Raw genomic sequence first — 17,714 nt, forward strand, 5'->3', positions numbered from 1 at the left:
CTCACCCGCTCCGCATGCCCCCGGGGGCGTAATACCGGACACTCCTATATAAGGGCCGGCGCATTTCGCGCGGGCCGTGGTGAAGGTGTTCGGCGTGCTTGAGGTCCCGCTCTGGCTGTGGGGGGCGTTCGCCGCGACGGTGGTCGTGTCGCTGGCGGTAGACCTGCTGTCCCACCGCACCGCGCACGTCATCCGCTTCAAGGAGGCGGCCGCCTGGAGCGGCCTGTGGGTGAGTCTCGCCCTGATCTTCGGCGCAGTTGTCTTCCTCGTCCTCGGCACCAGCGCCGGCACCGAGTACACAACGGCCTGGCTGCTGGAGAAGAGCCTGTCGGTCGACAACCTCTTCGTCTTCGCCGTGATCTTCGCGTACTTCAAGGTGCCCCGCGCCTACCAGCACCACGTGCTGTTCTTCGGCGTCATCGGCGCGCTCGTCTTCCGCGCGATCTTCCTCTCGCTCGGCGTGGCCGTGGTCAGCCGCTTCACCGCGGTGCTGTTCGCCTTCGCGGCGGTCCTGTTCTACAGCACCTACAAACTCCTCAAGGACGAGGAAGAGAGCTTCGACCCGGGCAAGAGCTTTGCCGTGCGGATGCTCCGCAAGATCGTCCCGGTGCGGGACGAGTACGCCGGGGCGAGGTTCTTCGTCAAAGAGGCCGGCAAGCGGGTCGCGACCCCGCTGCTCGCAGTGGTCGCCGCGATCGAGGCCGCCGACCTGATCTTCGCCGTCGACAGCGTCCCGGCCGTCCTCGCGGTCAGTGACGACACGTTCATCGTCTACACCAGCAACGCGTTCGCCATCCTCGGCCTCCGGGCCCTCTATTTCATGCTCGCCGGCCTCCTGGACCGCTTCCACTACCTGAACAAGGGACTGGCGATCATCCTCGCCTTCATCGGCGTCAAGCTCATCCTCCAGGCATCCCACAAGATGATCAGCCCGAGCATCCCGGAGATCCCCTCACCGCTCAGCCTCGCCGTCATCGTCGTCGTCCTGACAGGTTCCGTGGTGCTCAGCCTCAGAAGACCCGCCCCGACAGGTGCTGCAGAACAGACCGACGAACAGGGAGACCCACTTTCCGACGGGCCAGTACGGGCATATCGTAAAAACATGGTCAAAGTGAAGCGTAAGGCCGAAGCGTACGTGTGTCCGACCTGCAAGAAGTCCGTGCCGGCCACAGTCCACCGCCACAAAACCCTCGGCATATTCGTCCCCGTGTGGGGCCCGGGCGCATGTCAAAACCGCGAGTGTCCCGACTTTCGGCTGGACCCCCACCACAAGCAGCCCCCGGCCGGGTAACGGGACCGGCAGCGCGGGCCCGTCACATCAGGCGGCTACTGGATCCCGCCGGGATCCCAGGCGGCCTGCCCACCGGTGCGCTTGAGGGAGCCGTCGGCGTTGCGAGGGCCGGTGGTCTCGATGATTTCGCTGAAGTCGAGTTCGCCGGAGTCCATGGCGTCGAAGAACTCCTGGCGCAGGTGGCGCTTGACGGCGTCCTCCATGGCCAGGCGCACGGCCTTCGCCTTTGTCGTGGTGCCGAACATGCGCATGGCCTGGGCGACCATGTCTTCGTCGAGGTCGTTGACTGGCCGGCCCATGGATTCCTGCCCTTCTGCAGAGGTGATGTCGTTTTCGTTCCGACTCCGGGGCGTCAGTGCCCGTCGCGCAGCAGACCCTCAAGGGTGTCGGCGTCCCGCTCGCTCAGCAGGAAGCGGATTTCGTCCTCACCCGGAGCGGTACAGCGCAGGTTGACCAGCCCCGGCCGCCAACTCGCCTCGCGGTGAACCGACTCGCCCCGGGGCAGCTTCACCGGGTTCCTCCACTGCCGGGAGAACGCCAACTCCCCATCGCCACCGACCACGATCTTGCCGTACACGAACGCCCTTCTTCCGGTGCCGGCCTTCCAGGACACCCTGCACGGGAGCCTGGTCGAGCCGGATTCGGCCAGTTCGGCACTACGTCGAGCGGCGCGTTCGCGAGTCGTCGAGCGGACCAACGCCACCGTTCGGCGCGCGACAGTCCTGCCCAGGAGAATGTCGATCAGAGTCCCCACATCACACCAGCTCCCCGTCGTCAGCCGTGGATCACCATCCTCCGGTCTCCGACGAGGATGATCCACCCCTACGCCCGCCGCACCAACGACAGCCACCCCGGCACATCCACCTCGGCTCGCACCGTCTTCCCCGGCGGCTCCCGGTCCAGCACCTCCCAACGGTCCGCCACCGCATCGACGACGACCAGCCCCCGTCCGGACTCCGCCAGCGGCAACGGAGCCCGTACGTCCCCCGGTCCCGGCGGACGCGACCCGCTGCGGCTGTCGGTGACCTCGACGCGCACGCCGCCCGTGACGAGCGCAAGCCGCAGCTCGAAGTCCCGCCCGGGGACGCGTCCGTGAGTCACCGCGTTCGCGGCCAGCTCCGCGACGATCACCGCGACGGCCTCGGAGGCGTCCGAGTCGTACGGGATGCCCCAGGCGTGCAGCTGGCCGACGGCGACTGCGTCGAGGTCGCCACCTGCCCCGGCACCATCCACATCCGCGACTCCAAGGACAGGGAAGGCCCTCACCTCGCCCTCTCCCCCACCACGTGGGCCGGCTTCGTCGCGTACGCCGTCGGGGTCTGGGACCGCGTGCCGCTGGGACCCGGGCCGCCATTCACGCGACCGCCCGGAACCCGCAGAATCGAACGTAAACCGGGTCCGATGCGTCATAGTCCCGACAGCATCAGCCCCCGGGGGGACCCATGCGTACGCACGCCACCCGCACCACGACCCGACTGACCCTCGTTCTCAGCCTCACCAGCGCCCTGTTCGCGGCCGGTTGCGGCAGCGAGAAGGCGGAGGGCGCCAGCACCGTCCCGAAGCCCACCGCGTCCAAAAACAGCCCTGCACCATGGGACGGCCGCGCCCAGCAGGTCGCCGACGCCTGGGACGGCTCCAAGGCCGCCGAGGCGTATCGCAACGGCTACTACCCCCTGGGCGACTCGACCCCGCCACCCAGCAACGGTTTCCACAGCGACGACGACAAGACGGCCCACATGCTGGAGAACTACCTACTCCGCGGCAAACTCCCCACCACCGCGCCCAAGGAAGGGAAGGTGAAGTGGGCGGGCGGAGAATCGCTCACTCTGCCCCTGCTGGACGCGCGGCAGACGTACACCGCCATGGACCGTGTCGACAGCCCCAATGATCCTCAACTCACCGTGACCAGCGCCAAGTTGGGTGAGATGTCGATCGTCACCAGTCGCGGCCCGGCGACCGTGCCGGCCTGGCTGTTCACACTGGAGGGGTACGACGAGCCGCTCAAGCGCGTCGCCTTCGAACCGTCGAAGCTCCCGAAGCCTCCGATCGGGAGGGCCTCGGGGGGCCGGACGACGCGCTACGGCCTTGAAGAACTGGGCCGGTTGGTCGAGGTGTCCGAGGACGGCCGTTCCGTCACCGTCGTGGCGTACCACGGGTCCTGCGACGACGGCCCCGCCGTGGACGCGCTGGAGACCGACGGCAGCGTGGTGCTGTCGGCGTCGATCGTCGGGGGCAACACGGGCGGGATCTGCACCATGGAACTGCGCGGCGAGAAGGTGACCGTCAAACTGGACCGCCCCCTGGGTGACCGCGTCCTCCTGGACGCGTTCATGGGCCGACCGCTGTCGAACGCGTGGTAGGGCAACAAAACCTTCACCTCGTACACCCCCGGTCCCGCACATCCCGTGTCGCACAATTCTCGTGTCTCACGAGATCGCCTCGGCACCCCCATCTCACCCGAGCCCTGATGAAGCAGCCCTGTGCAGGGGCTGGGCGGGCCGGAGTCCGGTCAGGTTCCGAACGTCGCGTCGAGGGACTGGTCTCGCCTCCGCGGGCATGGGCCGCCGCCTTCCAGGCGGAAGCCCGGAGCGAACTCGACGACCTGCACGGTGAGTTGCTGATCGAGTGCTACGACAAGTCCTCCCCGGCTGCGGGCACCGGGCCGGTGCACTCCGCCGAGGTGCCGCTGGGACCCGGACGGCCGTTCATGTGACCGCCGTCCGGAAACCGCAGGACCGAACGTAAACCGGGTCCGATGCGTCACAGTCACAACAGCATCAGCTCCGGGGGGACCCCATGCGTACGCACACCACCCGCACCACGACCCGACTCGCCCTCGTTCTCAGCCTCACCACCGCCCTGTTCGCGGCCGGTTGCGGCAGCGAGAAGGCGGCGGACGGCGTCGGCTCGAAGCCCTCCGAGGGCAGCACCAGCGCGCCGTCGGACGACCGCGCCCGGCAGGTCGCCGACGCCTGGGACGGGTCGAAGGCCGCCGAGGCGTGGCTCAAGGGGTACTTCCCCATGAGCGACGCGGCCCCGGCGCTCGACAGCGGATTCCACAACGACGCCGACAACATGGCCCACACCCTGGAGAACTACGCGCTGCGCGGCGAACTCCCCACCGCCGCCCCCGAGGAGGGGAAGGTGACGTGGAAGGGCGGGAAGTCGCTCACCCTCCCGCTGCTGGACGCACAGCAGACGTACACCGCCCTGGATCGGTTCGACGACCCCCGTGAACCCCAACTCACCGTCACCGGAGCCACGTTGGGCAAGATGACGATCGCCACCAGCCGTGGCCCGGCGGCCGTGCCGGCCTGGCTGTTCACGCTGGAGGGGTACGACGAGCCGCTCAAGCGGGTCGCCCTGCGTCCGTCGAAGCTTCCGAAGCCGCCGATCGGGCCGGCCGGGGACACGCCCACCGAACTGACGCAGCTCCCGCGCCTGGTGGAGGTGTCGGAGGACGGGCGGACCGTCACCGTACTGGCGCAGCACGGCTCCTGCGACGACGGCCCCCGCGTGGACGCGCTGGAGACGGACGGCAGCGTGGCCCTCTCCGCGACCGTCGCCTACGTGGAGCAGGAGGGGGCCTGCACCGCCGACATGAAGAGCAAGAAGGTGAAGGTGGAACTGGAGCGGCCGGTGGGTGACCGGATCCTCCTGGACGCCTACAAGGGGCGCCCCGTGCCGTACGGCGAGCCGGGCTGGTCGTCACCGAGCTGGAGCTGAACAGCATCAAGCGAGCGACCTACAAACCCTTGTCTCACAAGTGACTTGACGCATCGTCGCTTTGCCGAATCCACAGTTGGCCAACAGCTTCTCGACAGCTCACCGACAGCCGTTCCCCCTAGGTTGCCGTGTTCATGACAGAGATTTCGGAAACGCCCCCCACCTCGATCGGGCGCCGCACCGTACTGATCGCGACCGGCGCCACCGCCGTCACCCTGGCCGTGGCCGCCGCCGTGCCCGAATCCCCCGCCCCCACCGCGGACACGACCACACCCGTCGCCGCCGCGGCCGTCTGCACTCTCACGAAGGAGATGACCGAAGGCCCCTACTACCTCGACGGCCAGTACGTCCGCGCCGACATCAGCGAGGACAAGACAGGTATCCCGCTCAAGCTGACCCTCACCGTCGTCGACGACGACACCTGCGCGCTCCTCAGCAACGCCCTCGTGGAGATCTGGCACTGCGACGCCCTCGGCGAGTACTCCGGGTTCGTCGGCAACAACGGCCACACCGAGCCGGACAACGGCACGTTCCTGCGCGGGGGTGTACTGACGAACTCCAGCGGCGTCGCCAACATCACCACCGTGTACCCGGGTTGGTACCGGGGCCGCTGCGTCCACATCCACCTCAAGGTGCACACGAACGTCACGCTCACCTCGGACGGCTCGTTCACGGGCGGCCAGGAACTCCACACCGGCCAGCTGTTCTTCGACGAGACGATCACGACCAGGGTCGCCGCACTCCCGACCTACGCGGCCAACACGGTCACCCGCACCACCCTCGCCCAGGACTCGATCTACGACGAGGGCGGCGCCGCCTCCGGCCTGCTCACCCTTACCGCGCTGGGGAGTTCGACCTCGGCGGGGTACGCGGGGACACTGACCGTGGGCGTGGAAAGCAGCTGACGCCCGCGGCACCGACGTAACCCGGCACGGGCGGGGGTGTGGACACTGCCGGCAGTGTCCACACCCCTACCACTCACTTACTACCCTTGCCGCTCTACTTCGCCGGGCACTGCTGCCACGCCAGGTGGTAGATCGTGTCGATCTCGCCGTCCGTCGAGTCCATCGCCATGAAGCTGGTGCCCGTCGACGTACCCGCGTTCACCCGCAGCTCCGTGTTGATGTTGAAGTTGCGCTGAACTCCACAGGGCGCCCAGACCAGTTGGGCCCACTCGGTGGTGTCGGTGGCCTGCCAGTTGTCGTTGTACGGGCCGGCGTACGAATGGTTGCGGAACGCCGTGCTCGACGAGCCCTGGAAGTAGTACGAGGCCCGCTGGATGCCGCTCGCACCCTGCTGGAGAGCCGCGAAGCCCCGGTAGTCGACGCTGGCGATGGCGTACGTGAAGCCGGCCGGGACGTGTACCAGCAGGTTGAGCTGGCAGTTCTTGCGGAACGCCGTCGGGTCGGAGTTGCCGCCGGCCTGGGCGAGGTAGTCGCTGTAGGTGACGGTGAAGGCGGTGTTGTCGCCGGAGACGGCCACCGCGGCCGTGTTGGCGGGACAGCCGGAGCCGTTCACCGTCGCGACCTTGATGACGATCTTGTCCGCGGGCGGGTCCTCGAAGGACGACCCGGCTCCTTGCGCGGGTACCGCGGAGGCGAACAGAGCGGCGATCGCGCCGCTCACGAGCAGGCCACCAGCTTTCATGTTTCTCCCTTTCATCGCAGCGTGCAGTGGGGGGTGAGAGTCATGCGCCACGCATCAAGTCATGTACATGCCAAACGCATGCACACACCTGCACCCAACCTGTGGTTGACCAATGAAGAATCTGTGAAGGTCGGGCGGTCGCAGCATAGGTGTCGGACCAGACACCAGCCAGGTCGTTCTCCGGCCAATCCCCGCCCCCGCGCGGCCTGTTTCCCCTGTCGGTGTACCGCACAGCGGACAGACCGAGGGCGGCCCGAGCGCACGAGGGGAGTGCGTTCGGGCCGCCCTGGTGGAGCTGCCCTTCAGATACCGGTACCGGTATTGATGCTGGTACGGACTACTTCAGGTACACCAAGCCGTCCGTGGTGACCGCCGGGCGGCCGCTCGTGCCGACGACCACGATCTTGACCGTGTGCTTGGCGCTCGCCGTCCAGCTCTTCGTCCAGATCGCGTCGCGGTACTTCGTCGTCGCCGACTTCAGGTCCACCGTCGCGGCCTTGACGCCGTCGACGAAGACGTTGACCTGGCCGGACGTCGACGCCCGCGACACCACGAGGGCGGCCGAGCGGCCCGTGAACGTCCAGGTCAGCGCGGCGTTCTTCGCGGTGCTGGAGTACGACTTGCCGCCCAGGTAGCTGGTCGACGATTTAGTCGTCCAGGTGCCCGTCCGGGTCGCCGAGGACTCCTGGAGGATCACCGGCGTACCGACGACCGAGGCAGCCCTGGTGTTGCCCGCCTGGTCGTACGCCGTCATCGACCAGGTCGTGGCCGCGCCGGACTTGGAGGTCAGGGCGGCGCTGGTGACCGTCGGGCCGTACGTCTTGGCGACCGGGGCCGTCAGGCGTACCTCCTTCAGGGCTGCCGAGTCCGTGGCCTTCCACTTCAGGGTGACCGGGACGGCCGTCGTGCTCACCGTGCCGGTGCGCAGGGAGAGGTTCGGCGCGGTGGTGAAGGTGGGCGCGGTCGTCTCGGCCACGACGGTCGCGGCGGTCGTGACCGCCGACTTGCCCGAGATGTGGGTGGCCCGTACGGACACGGCGTGGGTGCCGAGCGCCAGGTTCACCTTCGCCGAGGTCGCCGAACCGGCGGTGGTGGCGGCCGCCTTGCCGTCGACCAGCACCTCGTACTTGTCGATGAGCGCGGTGGGCGTGGTCGCCGACCAGTTGACCGTTATGGCCGACTTCGTGTACGTCCGCGTGCCCGAAGTGCCCGCTCCGGTCACCGACTTGAGGGTGAGACCGGCGACCGTGCCGGCCGCGTAGCTGCGGATGGTGGGCAGCTGGGCGTGGAGGTTGGTGCCCGGGCACTCGGTGGCGTAGCCGTCGCCGTGGCCGTGGATGGTCGGGAAGGCGAGCTGGTCGCCCAGCTTCCAGGTCCTCGGGTTGTACTGGCTGTTGCCGGCGGCGCCCGCCGTGAGCGTGGTGGTGCCGGTCGGGCTGACGCCGTACTGGCCGAGCTTCCAGGCGGCGACCCGGGCGACGGAGTTCAGCACGGCCGTCGGCGGGGCGACCTTGCTGTAGTCGCCGAGGACGGAGACACCAGTGGTCTGGGTGTTGAAGCCGAAGGCGTGCGCGCCCAGGACCGGCTTGTCGACCCCGCCCTTGCGGCCCTCATAGATCGTGCCGCACTTGTCGACCAGGAAGTTGTAGCCGATGTCCTTCCAGGCGAGCCCCTTGGGGTCGACGTGGTACGCGTAAACGGCGCGGATGACCGACGGGGCCTCGGCGCATGTGTAGGTGTTCGACCCGGCCGTGTGGTGGACCACCACCGCCTTGATCCCGTTCGCCAGGTAGGCCGGCGCCTCGGGGCTCATCGACTCGTCCGCGCCCCAGCCGGCCCGCGAGGTGATCGGCGGCTTGGGGGCGATGGAGGGCGGGGCGGTGGGCGCGGCAGTCGGCGAGGGGGCCGCGCTGGTGGCGGGGGCCGAGGTCGTCGCCGGCGGAGTCGTCACGGGCGGGGTGGTCGGCGACGCGGAGACGGTGGGCGGGGCTGAGGTGGGCGCGGTCGGGGAGGCCGAGGGGGACGCCTCGCCCGTCGCCGTCACCGTCGGTGAGGCGGACTCCGACACCTCCGGCGAGGCGGTCGCGTCCGGTGTCGCGCTCTCCGCCGCCACGTAGGCCGCGGGCTCCAGGTCCGAGACCGAACCGGTGCCCGGGTCGATCATGTCGACGCGCAGGCCCTCGGGCAGTTCGGTGGACGTCTTGCCGTCGACCCGTACCTCCACGCCGTCGGACGCGCCGACCCACGCGGGCTCGGTGCCGGCGCGGGCCGCGCCCTCCTCGCCGGGGCCGCTGTCCGTGTCCAGCTGCAGCCAGGACGACCAGGTGTCGGTGCCGGCGTCGCGGGTACGGACCTCGACGGTGCCCGCCATCTTCGCCGACGGGTCGGACCAGGTGACGCCGAGCAGGCTGAACGGCTTGGTGTCCCGCTTGGCCAGCGCGGCCGAGCCGCCGTCGGCGTCGACCTTGAGCGCCGCCGCGTACTCCTCGGTCGCGATCGGCCCTGCCGACGGCTTGCCGTCGTCCGCCGCGCTGTCCGCGCCGCCGCCGCCCACGCCCTGCACGATCAGGACTCCGGACACCCCCGCGGCCACGACGGCCCCGATGCCCCACCCTCGACGCGATCTCAGCGATCTCATCCCCGTACGCACACCCTTCACTTAAACCCCACGCATTACATGCACATGAAGAGGTCAAGGTATCGGGAGGGGGATGAGCGTCAACAACCAACCCGGATATTCACCCGTCCCAGTGGTTTATGAGCGCCCTGTTGGAGCATCATCAATGGCCCCGGAAGGGGCCCTGAGACACTGGGAGATTGTCCTTGGGAGATTGCCCTGAGGAGCCGGAAGGAGCCGGAAGATCTACGGGTTCTCCCAGGCCGCCGGTTCCGCGGCCAGCCCCCGCACCGGCTCCGGCAGCTCCCCCGCCGCGAGATCGGCGAAGGTCACCCCCTCCAGCACCTTGCGGACGTTGGCGCGCAGCGCGACCCACAGGGGCAGCAGCGGCTCGGCGGGGCCGGTGTAGGCGAGGCCGGTCGGCCGTTCGCCGCGCACCGACACGATGGGCCCGTCGACGGCCCGGACGACGTCCGCGACGGTGATCCCCTCGGCGGGCCGCGCCAGCCGGTAGCCGCCGTTGCCGCCGCGCCGGGAGTCGACGATCCCGCCGCGCCGCAGGTCGCCGAGGATGCCCTCCAGGAACTTGTGCGGAATGGCCTGGGCCCCGGCGACGGTCTCCGCCTTCACCGGGCCCTCGTCCTGCCGTACGGCGAGCTCCAGTACCGCCCGTACCGCGTAGTCCGCCCGCGCCGAGATCCTCATGGGGCCATTGTGGGTCGTCGCGGTGCGCAGGCCTACGCCAGCCGGATCACGTTCCACGACAGCGGTTCCAGTACGGCGGTCAGTCGGCCGTCCCGGAGCGCGGTTCCCGTGACCTGGTGCGGGGCGACGCGCTCCGGGTCGTCCAGGGTGTTGCGGGCGTCCGGGTCGGCGTCGGCGATCGCGCTGTGCTCGACGACCGACGTCAACTCCAGGCTGTTCAGGACGACTTCGAGAGGCAGCGGCTGCGTCCGGTCGCGGTTCACGGCGAAGACGGTGACCGTGCCGTCGTCGGCGCGTACGGCGGTGGCGTGCAGGAGGTCCGTCTCGCCGTACTTCTTCGTCTCGTACGTCGGTGAGTCCACCCGTACGTCGAGGACCTCGCCGCGCCCGTACCTGCTGGCCTGCGCGAACGGGAAGAACGTCGTCTGGCGCCAGGCCGGGCCGCCCGGCTCGGTCATGATCGGGGCGATGACGTTGACGAGCTGGGCGAGGCAGGCGACGGTGACGCGGTCCGCGTGCCGGAGCAGGGCGATGAGGAGCGAGCCGAAGACGACGGCGTCCGTGACGGAGTAGACGTCCTCCAGGAGGCGCGGGGCCTCCGCCCAGTCCCGCGCGCCGGAGTTCTCGATCGCGTGCCACCCCGACATGTACCAGACGTTCCACTCGTCGAAGGAGAGGTTGATCTTCTTCTTCGACTTGAGGCGGGCGCCGACGTGGTCACAGGTCGCGACCACGTTGTCAATGAACGACTCCATGTCCACGGCGGAGGCCAGGAAGGAGTCGATGTCGCCGTCGTGCGGCTCGTAGTAGGCGTGCAGGGAGATGTAGTCGACGAGGTCGTACGTCTCCTGGAGGACCGTCGACTCCCACGCGGCGAACGTGTCCATGCCCTGGCTGGAGGAGCCGCAGGCGACGAGTTCGAGGTCCGGCTCGATCTGGCGCATCGCGCGGGCGGTCTCGGCGGCGACGCGGCCGTACTCCTCGGCGGTCTTGTGGCCGGTCTGCCAGGGTCCGTCCACCTCGTTGCCGAGGCACCACAGTGTGATGCCGAACGGGTCCTTGTCGCCGTGCGTGACGCGCAGGTCCGAACGGGCGGTGCCGGAGGGGTGGTTGGCGTACTCCTGGAGTTCGAGGGCCTCGGCGACCCCGCGCGTGCCGAGGTTCACGGCCATCATCGGCTCGGCCTGCGGGCCGACCTTCTTGAGGAAGTCGATGTACTCGGAGAGCCCGAAGCGGTTGGACTCCGTCGAGCGCCAGGCGAGGTCGAGGCGGCGGGGGCGTTCGTCCACCGGGCCGACCGAGTCCTCCCACTTGTAGCCGGAGACGAAGTTGCCGCCGGGGTAGCGGACGGTGGTGACACCGAGTTCGCGGACCAGCTCCAGCACGTCCGTGCGCAGGCCCGCCTCGTCGGCGGTGGGGTGGCCGGGCTCGAAGACGCCGGTGTAGACGCAGCGGCCGAGGTGTTCGACGAAGGACCCGAAGAGACGGGGGTTGACCTCACCGACGGTGAAGGCGGGGTCGATCGTGAAGCGGGCGGTGCGGGACATGGGTTCCTCTCCGGCGTGCGGCATTCGGCGTGCACTGTTCGGCGTGCACTGTTCGGCGTGTGCTGTTGGGTGTTCGGTATGTCGGTGGCCGCTCGTAACTTCGAACAGGACCGTAAATTTCGCCGTGCCCGCACGTCAATGGCGTCTGCGTCCAACGATCGTTCCGCAACCTCCAACGATCGTTGGATTCTCCTGGTGTGCGGGGTTCCGGACGCGTAGGGTCGGCCCGTGAGTGAGCCCCCGCCTGCCCTTCGGGAGAACCTCTTCGGCACCCTCGCGCGCCTCGAAGAGCGCATCGCCGAGGCCCGTCTCGATCGCGGTGAAGTGCTGGACGTACGAGGCCTGTCGGCCCGTACCGCTCTCGCCGAGGGCGAGATCCAGGCGCTGCTGACCGAGGGCGCGCAGCCGCCGGCCGACGACATCGAGGGCCGTATCCGGCGCCGGGTGCGCACGCTGCACGAGACGCGGCTCGCGGCGAGCGGCCGGAAGCGGAGCGAGGTCTGCAAGGAGGTGGCCGACGCCCTGTCGATCAGCCCCGAATGGGCCCGCCAGTTGCTCCTCGGCAAGAAGATGCCGAACGTCCCGGATCTCACCGCGCTCGCCGCGTTCTTCGGCGTCGAGCAGGGCACCGGCTTCTTCACCGACCCGGCGCCCGTCGTCCTGGACCGTGAACTCCGCCGTCTGCTGGAGGAACTCGGCGGCGACGGGGACGGCCCGCTGGTCCGGTTCGCGACCCGGCACGGGGTGGTGACGCTGGCCCTGCGCGGGCGGCAGCTGACCCCGCGCAAGCAGGAGGCCCTCGCGGTGATGCTCGAAGGGCTGCTGAGCGGCGGGGAGGACACCGAGCGATGACGGCGAAGGCGAGGGAGACGGCGAGGGGACTCGTGGCGGCGCTGCTGCCCGCCCGCGCCGCGCACCGGTTCCGGACCCGGGCCGCGATGCGGGAGCTGACCGGCGCGCTCGACGCCACCCTGCGGGAGCAAGGTGGCAGGGGCAACAACCCAGTGGGCGTACGGGAGTTGTGCCGGGCGTTGTGCGAGGAGATGAGCGCGCGGCGCGACCGGCGCGTCGAGCTGCGTTTCGAACGCTTCCCCGACGAGATCGAAGTCACCGGTCTGTGGGTGGAGTTCCACGACTTCGACCTGGTGATCGTCGAGGAGCGGGCCGAGGCCGTGCAGCAACTCGTCATCCTGGGACACGAGTTGTGGCATCTGCACGCCGGGCACTGTCATCACCACGGCGTCGGCGCGAGCGCCGCCCGCGTCCTGGCCGACGAGCAGTCCTGGCAGGACAGGGCACTGACCGTCGCCGCCCGCAACGGCTCCCGCGAGGCCGAGGAGGCCGACGCCGAGGAGTTCGGCCACCGCCTCGCCACCGTCTTCCGGCCCTGGGTCGAGGGCGGGACGCGGAGCGCGGGCGGCGGTGACGCCGTACAGGCCTCCCTGGGGTATCGCGGCCGGGAGAACGGCCGGGGAAGTGGAAACGCGCGGCGATGAACCTCTCCGGCTTCGTCGGCGAGCCGTACCCGGTGCTCGTCTTCGGGACGCCCATCGTGGTCGCGGCCGCCGCCCTGGCGTTCAAGCTGCCCAGCGTCCTCAGGCTGTGGCGGGAGCCGTTGCGGCGCGCGGTCGGCGGGCTGCTGCTGCTCGCCTGCGGCATCTTCGTCTTCGCGGCGCCGCCGGCCGTCGCCTGGACCAACCGGGTCACCGGCGTCCCCAACATCGCGGCACCGCTGGTCTACAGCTTCCTCATCGCGTTCTGCGGAGCGTGTCTGCTGCTGATGATCGTGTGGCGCGGCGGTGTCGCCGGCCATGCGGAGCGGTCGGCCAGGGCCCGTCGCGCGATGCGGTGGGTCGCCGCCGGCCACGCGGGCGTGATCGCCGCGCTGTGGGCGCTGTTCGCGCTCGCGGAGGTACCCGTGGAACGCCCGCGGGACCTGGACACGTACTACGCTCGTACGCCCTTCGTGCGCGAGCTGATCGCGCTGTACCTGCTCGCGCACACCGCGTCCTGCCTCCTGACCTACCGGCTGATCCGGAACTGGGTCCACACCGACGGACTCGACGTGTGGCTGCGCCGGGGCCTGAAGTCGCTGGCCGCCGGCTACGTCGCCAACCTGGTGTTCGACGCGGCCAAGTGGTCGGCCGTGGGCGCCCGTTGGGCGGGCCGCGACCTGGACGTGCTCTCCACGGAACTGGCGCCGGCCGCCGCCAGTGTCGCCGCCGTCCTGATGGCGACAGGGTTCGTGCTGCCGCACGCCGGCCAGTATCTGCGCGACCGCCGGCAGGTCCGCCGCGGCCACCGCCGGCTCGGCCCGCTGTACGACCTCCTGCGCACCGCCACCGGCACGGGCGTCCCCTTCTCCCTGCGGGCCACCCCGGAACTGCGGCTGACCCGCCGCGAGACGTTCATCCGCGACACCCTGCTCCAGCTCGCCCGCCACTTCGACGAGGACCTGCGGCGCCGGGCGTACGAGGCCGCCGTGGACCTGGGATGGAGTTCGGGGCGGGCCGGGGCGCTGGCGGCGGCGGTGACGATCCAGGCCGCGATCGAGGCGCGCTCGATGTCCCGGTCCCCTTGTTCCCGCCACGGTGTCCATCCCCAAGGCCATCCCCACGGCCATCTCCACGGCCATCTCCAAGTCGGGGACCACGCCACGGACTTGCTCACGGACCTGCTCCGGGAGATCGAAGCCGTGTCGCAGGTCCTGAGTCACCCCGATCAGATCGAGGCGGTACGCGCTCGCGCGACCGCCCCAGCAGAGAGTCTGCACGTATATGACTGACAGCCCCACCCCTGCCGGCTCTCCCGTCAGATCCGCCGTGGTCCTCGGCGGGTCCCTCGCCGGGCTGCTCGCGGCCCGCGCCCTGGTCGAGTTCGCCGACCGGGTGACCGTCGTCGAGCGGGACGTCCTGCCGGACGGCCCCGAGCCCCGCAGGAACCTGCCGCAGGCCCGGCACGTGCACCTGCTGTGGTCCGGCGGTGCCCGCGCCGTCGAGGAACTGGTGCCGGGCGTGGGCGAGTTGCTGCTCGGCGCCGGTGCGCACCGGCTGGCGGTCACGACGGACATGGTCGCGCTGTCGCCGCAGGGCTGGTTCCGGCGGTGGCCCGAGTCGCACCATGTGTTCCTGTGCGGCAGGGACCTGCTGGACGCGACGGTCCGCGCCCGGATCCTGGACGACGACCGGATCGAACTCGTCGAACACACCGAGGTACTGGGCCTGGAGGGGACCGACGAGGCCGTCACCGGCGTCCGGATCCGAGGCGCCGACGGCAGCAGGCGCACCCTCCACGCGGACCTCGTCGTGGACGCCACGGGCCGTGCCTCGCGCACCCCGCAGTGGCTGCGCGAACTCGGCCTGCCCGAACCGGCCCGCCGCGACGTCGACTCCGGGCTCGCGTACGCCAGCCGGATCTACCGCGCGCCCGAAGCGGCCCGGCACGGCTTCCCGGTGGTGAACGTCCAGGCGGACCCGAGGGGAGGCGGTCCCGGCCGGGCGGGTGTCCTGCTCCCCATCGAGGACGGCCGCTGGCTGGTCACCCTGTCCGGCACGCGGGGCGGCGAACCCCCCACGGACAGCGCGGAGTTCATCCGCTTCGCCCGCGAGGAGCTGCGCCACCCGGTGATCGCCGACCTGCTCGCCGGAGCGGAACCCCTGACGGACATCTCCTTCACCCGTACGACGACGAACCGCCGCCACTACTACGAGCGGATGCCGGCCTGGCCGGAGAACTTCGCCGTCCTCGGCGACGCGCTGGCCGCCTACAACCCGATCTACGGGCACGGCATGTCGGTCGCGGCCCAAAGTGCCGTCGCCCTACGGGATGTGATCCGCCGTCAGGGATGGGGCACGCCCGGTCTGTCCGGCCGGGTCCAGAAGGCGGTGGCCCGTCCGGTGGCGGCGGCCTGGGACCTGGCCACCGGACAGGACGTCTTCTACCCCGGCGCCACGGAGAACGGCCCCACGCTGCGCGAACGCGCGGTGGCCGCCTACGTGGGCCGGCTCATGCGCACCGCCACGGGCAACGGCCGGATCGCCCGCCGGGTGACGGACGTGACGTCCCTGGAACGCGGCCCGGAGGTACTGCTGACGCCCGGTGTCCTGCTGGCGGCGGCGATCGGCCCGCTGAAACCGCCGCTGAGCGGACCGCCGTTGCTTCCGCAGGAGTGGAAGGCGGCGGAGTAGGCCACCGGCTGCCCCCAAACCCCGTTGCCCGTCGGCCGGTTGCCGCCGTGCCGTCCCGATCATGCTGCCTGTGGTCGAGACGGACAACCCGTGGGACGCGGTGGTCCCCGACGGGACGGTGATGCGGGCCGGGGCGGTGGACCTCCTCGCGTACACACTGCTGCACGTGTACAGCAACCTGCCCTGGTACATGCGCGAACTGCACGTGCCGGTGGAGGGGACGCTGGAGTCGGTGGCGGAGGCGTGGTTCGGTACGGAGTGACCCGGGTGGGGCTCAGCCCGCGAACGCCGGCTGGGCGACTCCCTTGCCGGCCGCCGGTACGACCAGGAGCGAGCCCGACATCGGGTGCGGGGAGGACAGTCCCGTACGGGCGGTGGTGATGTACAGGTCCGTGAGGTCCGGGCCGCCGAAGGCGCAGGCCGTGGGGCGGACCGTGGGGAGGGTGATCGTGCGGTCCAGGGTGCCGGCCGGGGTGTAGCGGCGTACCGCACCGCCGTCCCACAGGGCCACCCACACACAGCCGTCCGCGTCGACGGTCAGGCCGTCGGGCCAGCCCGCGCCCTCCTCGATCAGCGCGAACTGACGGCGGTTGGTGATGCTCCGCCCGTCGTCCGTGACGTCGAAGACGTCGATGCGGCGGGTCGGTGAGTCGATGTAGTACATCAGGCGGCCGTCCGGGCTCCAGCCCGTGCCGTTGCTGACCGCCACGTCGGGCAGGACCACGTCGACGGTGCCGTCCGCCGTGACGCGGGACAGTGTGCCGCCGCCCGGCGCCTCGTCGTAGCGCATCGTGCCCACCCACAGCGAGCCGTCGGCGGCCACCGCCGCGTCGTTCGCCCGGCGGCCGGGCACCGGGTCGTGGTGCAGCCAGCGGAAGCCGGTGGCCGGCCCGTCGTACAGCGCCACTCCGTCGCGCAGGTTCAGGACCAGACCGCCGCCCGCCCGGGGCTTCGCCGCGCCCACGTGCTGTTCCGTCGCCATGACCGTACGGCGGCCGGTGGCCGGGTCGTAGGTGTGGACGCGGGAGCCGAGGATGTCGATCCAGATCAGCCGGGCCTTCGCCGCGTCCCAGGTCGGCCCCTCACCGAGGGTCGCCTGGGCCTGGACGGCCACTTCGAGGGTGGGTTCGTACGTCGTCATGCCACACTCCGGTGCCCGAGACGCTCGGACAGTTCGGCGGCGCCCTTGGCCGCGAGCTGCTCCAGCTCCGTACGGCGGTCGTCGCTCCAGCGGATCATCGGTACGGAGATCGAGAGGGCGGCGACCACCCGGCCCGTGCGGTCGTGCACCGGGGCGGCGACACAGCTGACGTCCGGGTTGGACTCACGGTTCTCGACGGCGACACCCCGGCGGCGGATCTCCGCGAGGGCCTCGCGCAGGGCCGTCGGGTCGGTGATGCTGTTCGGCGTCATCCCGGGCAGGGCACCGCTCTCGGGGACGCGAGCGCTCAGCTCGTGGTCGGGGAGCGAGGCCAGCAGCATCTTGCCCACGGAGGTGCAGTGGGCGGGCAGGCGGCGGCCGGCGGCCGACACCATCCGTACCGCGTGGGTGGAGTCCACCTTCGCGATGTAGATGACGTCGGTGCCTTCGAGGATGGCCACGTGCACGGTCTCGTCACACGTCTCGGCGACGGAACGGGCCACCTGCTGGCCCTCGGCCGCCAGGTCCAGCTGCTCGGCATATCGGCTGCCGAGCTGGTACGGGCGTACGCCCAGGCGGTAGCGTCCCGGCTGACCGGGTACCTGCACGATGTACGAACGGGCGGCGAGCGTCGTCACCAGTTCGTGCACGGTGGTGCGCGGCAGCTGAAGCCGGCGCACGATGTCGGGGGCGGACAGCGTCCCGTCCCCGTCCAGGAATAGCTCAAGAATGTCGAGAGCCCGGGTCACGGCAGGTACGAGGCGTCCCATGACGGCCCCCTCTCTTGTGTTCAAGGTGTCTGAGCTCTCGACGCTTTTCGACGGCGTTCGAAATTTCAACAGACGATCGGCAT

The 17,714-nt window shown here is 70.3% G+C and carries 17 protein-coding genes and 3 pseudogenes; 11 read left to right on the forward strand and 9 right to left on the reverse strand.

Translation table 11 applies throughout. The features are described from left to right. Nucleotides 1-94: 94 nt before the first annotated feature. Nucleotides 95-1,051 (forward strand): annotated as a pseudogene (locus ACH4TV_RS03390) (TerC family protein); the annotation flags it as partial. A gap of 275 nt (nt 1,052-1,326) precedes the next feature. On the opposite strand, the gene ACH4TV_RS03395 reads toward ACH4TV_RS03390, so the two are convergent. The 3 genes from ACH4TV_RS03395 to ACH4TV_RS03405 form a co-directional block, all read right to left on the reverse strand. After that, nucleotides 1,327-1,590: a type II toxin-antitoxin system VapB family antitoxin gene (locus tag ACH4TV_RS03395; RefSeq protein WP_398393735.1), complete on the reverse strand. Its 264-nt coding sequence runs from the start codon at nt 1,588-1,590 to the stop codon at nt 1,327-1,329. 53 nt (nt 1,591-1,643) lie between these two features. Next, nucleotides 1,644-1,868 carry a hypothetical protein gene (locus tag ACH4TV_RS03400; protein WP_398393737.1) on the reverse strand — a complete coding sequence of 75 codons (225 nt, stop codon included), beginning with the start codon at nt 1,866-1,868 and terminating at the stop codon, nt 1,644-1,646. Nucleotides 1,869-2,113: 245 nt separating this feature from the next. Continuing rightward, complete coding sequence (locus ACH4TV_RS03405) at nt 2,114-2,524, reverse strand: ATP-binding protein (RefSeq protein WP_398393739.1); 411 nt, start codon at nt 2,522-2,524, stop codon at nt 2,114-2,116. Between ACH4TV_RS03405 and ACH4TV_RS03410 the strand changes: the two are divergent. The 5 genes and pseudogenes from ACH4TV_RS03410 to ACH4TV_RS03430 form a co-directional block, all read left to right on the forward strand. Further along, nucleotides 2,468-2,602: pseudogene (locus ACH4TV_RS03410) on the forward strand (DUF397 domain-containing protein); the annotation flags it as partial. The gene ACH4TV_RS03405 and the pseudogene ACH4TV_RS03410 sit on opposite strands and share 57 nt — an antisense overlap. A gap of 131 nt (nt 2,603-2,733) precedes the next feature. Further along, nucleotides 2,734-3,651, forward strand: a complete 918-nt coding sequence (locus ACH4TV_RS03415) for a hypothetical protein (protein WP_398393741.1) — start codon at nt 2,734-2,736, stop codon at nt 3,649-3,651. Between the two features lie 107 nt (nt 3,652-3,758). Further along, on the forward strand, nt 3,759-4,004 hold the full coding sequence (locus ACH4TV_RS03420) for a hypothetical protein (protein WP_398393743.1): 246 nt from the start codon (nt 3,759-3,761) through the stop codon (nt 4,002-4,004). Between the two features lie 83 nt (nt 4,005-4,087). After that, nucleotides 4,088-5,017 carry a hypothetical protein gene (locus tag ACH4TV_RS03425; protein ID WP_398393745.1) on the forward strand — a complete coding sequence of 310 codons (930 nt, stop codon included), beginning with the start codon at nt 4,088-4,090 and terminating at the stop codon, nt 5,015-5,017. 134 nt (nt 5,018-5,151) lie between these two features. Then, nucleotides 5,152-5,922 (forward strand): intradiol ring-cleavage dioxygenase, encoded by a 771-nt coding sequence (locus ACH4TV_RS03430; RefSeq protein WP_398393747.1) that lies wholly within the window; start codon nt 5,152-5,154, stop codon nt 5,920-5,922. Between the two features lie 94 nt (nt 5,923-6,016). On the opposite strand, the gene ACH4TV_RS03435 is transcribed toward ACH4TV_RS03430, so the two are convergent. The 4 genes from ACH4TV_RS03435 to ACH4TV_RS03450 form a co-directional block, all read right to left on the reverse strand. Further along, nucleotides 6,017-6,664 carry a DUF4360 domain-containing protein gene (locus tag ACH4TV_RS03435; protein ID WP_398393749.1) on the reverse strand — a complete coding sequence of 216 codons (648 nt, stop codon included), beginning with the start codon at nt 6,662-6,664 and terminating at the stop codon, nt 6,017-6,019. Nucleotides 6,665-7,001: 337 nt separating this feature from the next. Continuing rightward, entirely contained in the window at nt 7,002-9,302 is a 2,301-nt protein-coding gene (locus ACH4TV_RS03440; RefSeq protein WP_398393751.1) for an N-acetylmuramoyl-L-alanine amidase, read from the reverse strand. Nucleotides 9,303-9,527: 225 nt separating this feature from the next. Then, on the reverse strand, nt 9,528-9,986 hold the full coding sequence (locus ACH4TV_RS03445; RefSeq protein ID WP_398393753.1) for an RrF2 family transcriptional regulator: 459 nt from the start codon (nt 9,984-9,986) through the stop codon (nt 9,528-9,530). A gap of 32 nt (nt 9,987-10,018) precedes the next feature. Continuing rightward, the gene (locus ACH4TV_RS03450; protein WP_398393755.1) at nt 10,019-11,533 is read right to left on the reverse strand and encodes an alpha-N-arabinofuranosidase; all 1,515 of its coding nucleotides are present in this window, start codon (nt 11,531-11,533) and stop codon (nt 10,019-10,021) included. Between the two features lie 228 nt (nt 11,534-11,761). On the opposite strand from ACH4TV_RS03450, the gene ACH4TV_RS03455 reads away from it, so the two are divergent. The 5 genes and pseudogenes from ACH4TV_RS03455 to ACH4TV_RS03475 form a co-directional block, all read left to right on the forward strand. Next, nucleotides 11,762-12,385 (forward strand): transcriptional regulator, encoded by a 624-nt coding sequence (locus ACH4TV_RS03455; protein WP_398393757.1) that lies wholly within the window; start codon nt 11,762-11,764, stop codon nt 12,383-12,385. Beyond that, nucleotides 12,382-13,029: a toxin-antitoxin system, toxin component family protein gene (locus tag ACH4TV_RS03460; RefSeq protein ID WP_398393759.1), complete on the forward strand. Its 648-nt coding sequence runs from the start codon at nt 12,382-12,384 to the stop codon at nt 13,027-13,029. The genes ACH4TV_RS03455 and ACH4TV_RS03460 overlap by 4 nt, the downstream gene beginning before the upstream one ends. Then, the gene (locus tag ACH4TV_RS03465; protein WP_398393761.1) at nt 13,026-14,318 is read left to right on the forward strand and encodes an MAB_1171c family putative transporter; all 1,293 of its coding nucleotides are present in this window, start codon (nt 13,026-13,028) and stop codon (nt 14,316-14,318) included. Before ACH4TV_RS03460 ends, ACH4TV_RS03465 begins: the two co-directional genes overlap by 4 nt. Then, the gene (locus tag ACH4TV_RS03470) at nt 14,311-15,720 is read left to right on the forward strand and encodes an NAD(P)/FAD-dependent oxidoreductase (protein ID WP_398393763.1); all 1,410 of its coding nucleotides are present in this window, start codon (nt 14,311-14,313) and stop codon (nt 15,718-15,720) included. The genes ACH4TV_RS03465 and ACH4TV_RS03470 overlap by 8 nt, the downstream gene beginning before the upstream one ends. Nucleotides 15,721-15,862: 142 nt before the next feature. Beyond that, nucleotides 15,863-15,982 (forward strand): annotated as a pseudogene (locus ACH4TV_RS03475) (aminoglycoside phosphotransferase family protein); the annotation flags it as partial. A 12-nt stretch (nt 15,983-15,994) separates the two neighbouring features. Here ACH4TV_RS03475 and ACH4TV_RS03480 read toward each other — a convergent pair. Continuing rightward, nucleotides 15,995-16,861 (reverse strand): SMP-30/gluconolactonase/LRE family protein, encoded by an 867-nt coding sequence (locus tag ACH4TV_RS03480; protein ID WP_398393765.1) that lies wholly within the window; start codon nt 16,859-16,861, stop codon nt 15,995-15,997. Beyond that, entirely contained in the window at nt 16,858-17,631 is a 774-nt protein-coding gene (locus ACH4TV_RS03485; RefSeq protein ID WP_398393767.1) for an IclR family transcriptional regulator, read from the reverse strand. The genes ACH4TV_RS03480 and ACH4TV_RS03485 overlap by 4 nt, the downstream gene beginning before the upstream one ends. Between the last annotated feature and the right edge of the window lie 83 nt (nt 17,632-17,714).

The sequence above is a fragment of the Streptomyces sp. NPDC020898 genome (assembly GCF_044333925.1).
GTDB lineage: Bacteria > Actinomycetota > Actinomycetes > Streptomycetales > Streptomycetaceae > Streptomyces.

Bases quoted from the DNA above. Each gene is read 5' to 3' on its own strand.
- ACH4TV_RS03470 (WP_398393763.1), top strand. From the start codon at position 14,311: ATGACTGACAGCCCCACCCCTGCCGGCTCTCCCGTCAGATCCGCCGTG.
- ACH4TV_RS03420 (WP_398393743.1), top strand. From the start codon at position 3,759: ATGAAGCAGCCCTGTGCAGGGGCTGGGCGGGCCGGAGTCCGGTCAGGT.
- ACH4TV_RS03460 (WP_398393759.1), top strand. From the start codon at position 12,382: ATGACGGCGAAGGCGAGGGAGACGGCGAGGGGACTCGTGGCGGCGCTG.
- ACH4TV_RS03415 (WP_398393741.1), top strand. From the start codon at position 2,734: ATGCGTACGCACGCCACCCGCACCACGACCCGACTGACCCTCGTTCTC.
- ACH4TV_RS03485 (WP_398393767.1), bottom strand. From the start codon at position 17,631: ATGGGACGCCTCGTACCTGCCGTGACCCGGGCTCTCGACATTCTTGAG.
- ACH4TV_RS03440 (WP_398393751.1), bottom strand. From the start codon at position 9,302: ATGAGATCGCTGAGATCGCGTCGAGGGTGGGGCATCGGGGCCGTCGTG.
- ACH4TV_RS03435 (WP_398393749.1), bottom strand. From the start codon at position 6,664: ATGAAAGCTGGTGGCCTGCTCGTGAGCGGCGCGATCGCCGCTCTGTTC.
- ACH4TV_RS03445 (WP_398393753.1), bottom strand. From the start codon at position 9,986: ATGAGGATCTCGGCGCGGGCGGACTACGCGGTACGGGCGGTACTGGAG.
- ACH4TV_RS03425 (WP_398393745.1), top strand. From the start codon at position 4,088: ATGCGTACGCACACCACCCGCACCACGACCCGACTCGCCCTCGTTCTC.
- ACH4TV_RS03480 (WP_398393765.1), bottom strand. From the start codon at position 16,861: ATGACGACGTACGAACCCACCCTCGAAGTGGCCGTCCAGGCCCAGGCG.
- ACH4TV_RS03450 (WP_398393755.1), bottom strand. From the start codon at position 11,533: ATGTCCCGCACCGCCCGCTTCACGATCGACCCCGCCTTCACCGTCGGT.
- ACH4TV_RS03395 (WP_398393735.1), bottom strand. From the start codon at position 1,590: ATGGGCCGGCCAGTCAACGACCTCGACGAAGACATGGTCGCCCAGGCC.
- ACH4TV_RS03465 (WP_398393761.1), top strand. From the start codon at position 13,026: ATGAACCTCTCCGGCTTCGTCGGCGAGCCGTACCCGGTGCTCGTCTTC.
- ACH4TV_RS03430 (WP_398393747.1), top strand. From the start codon at position 5,152: ATGACAGAGATTTCGGAAACGCCCCCCACCTCGATCGGGCGCCGCACC.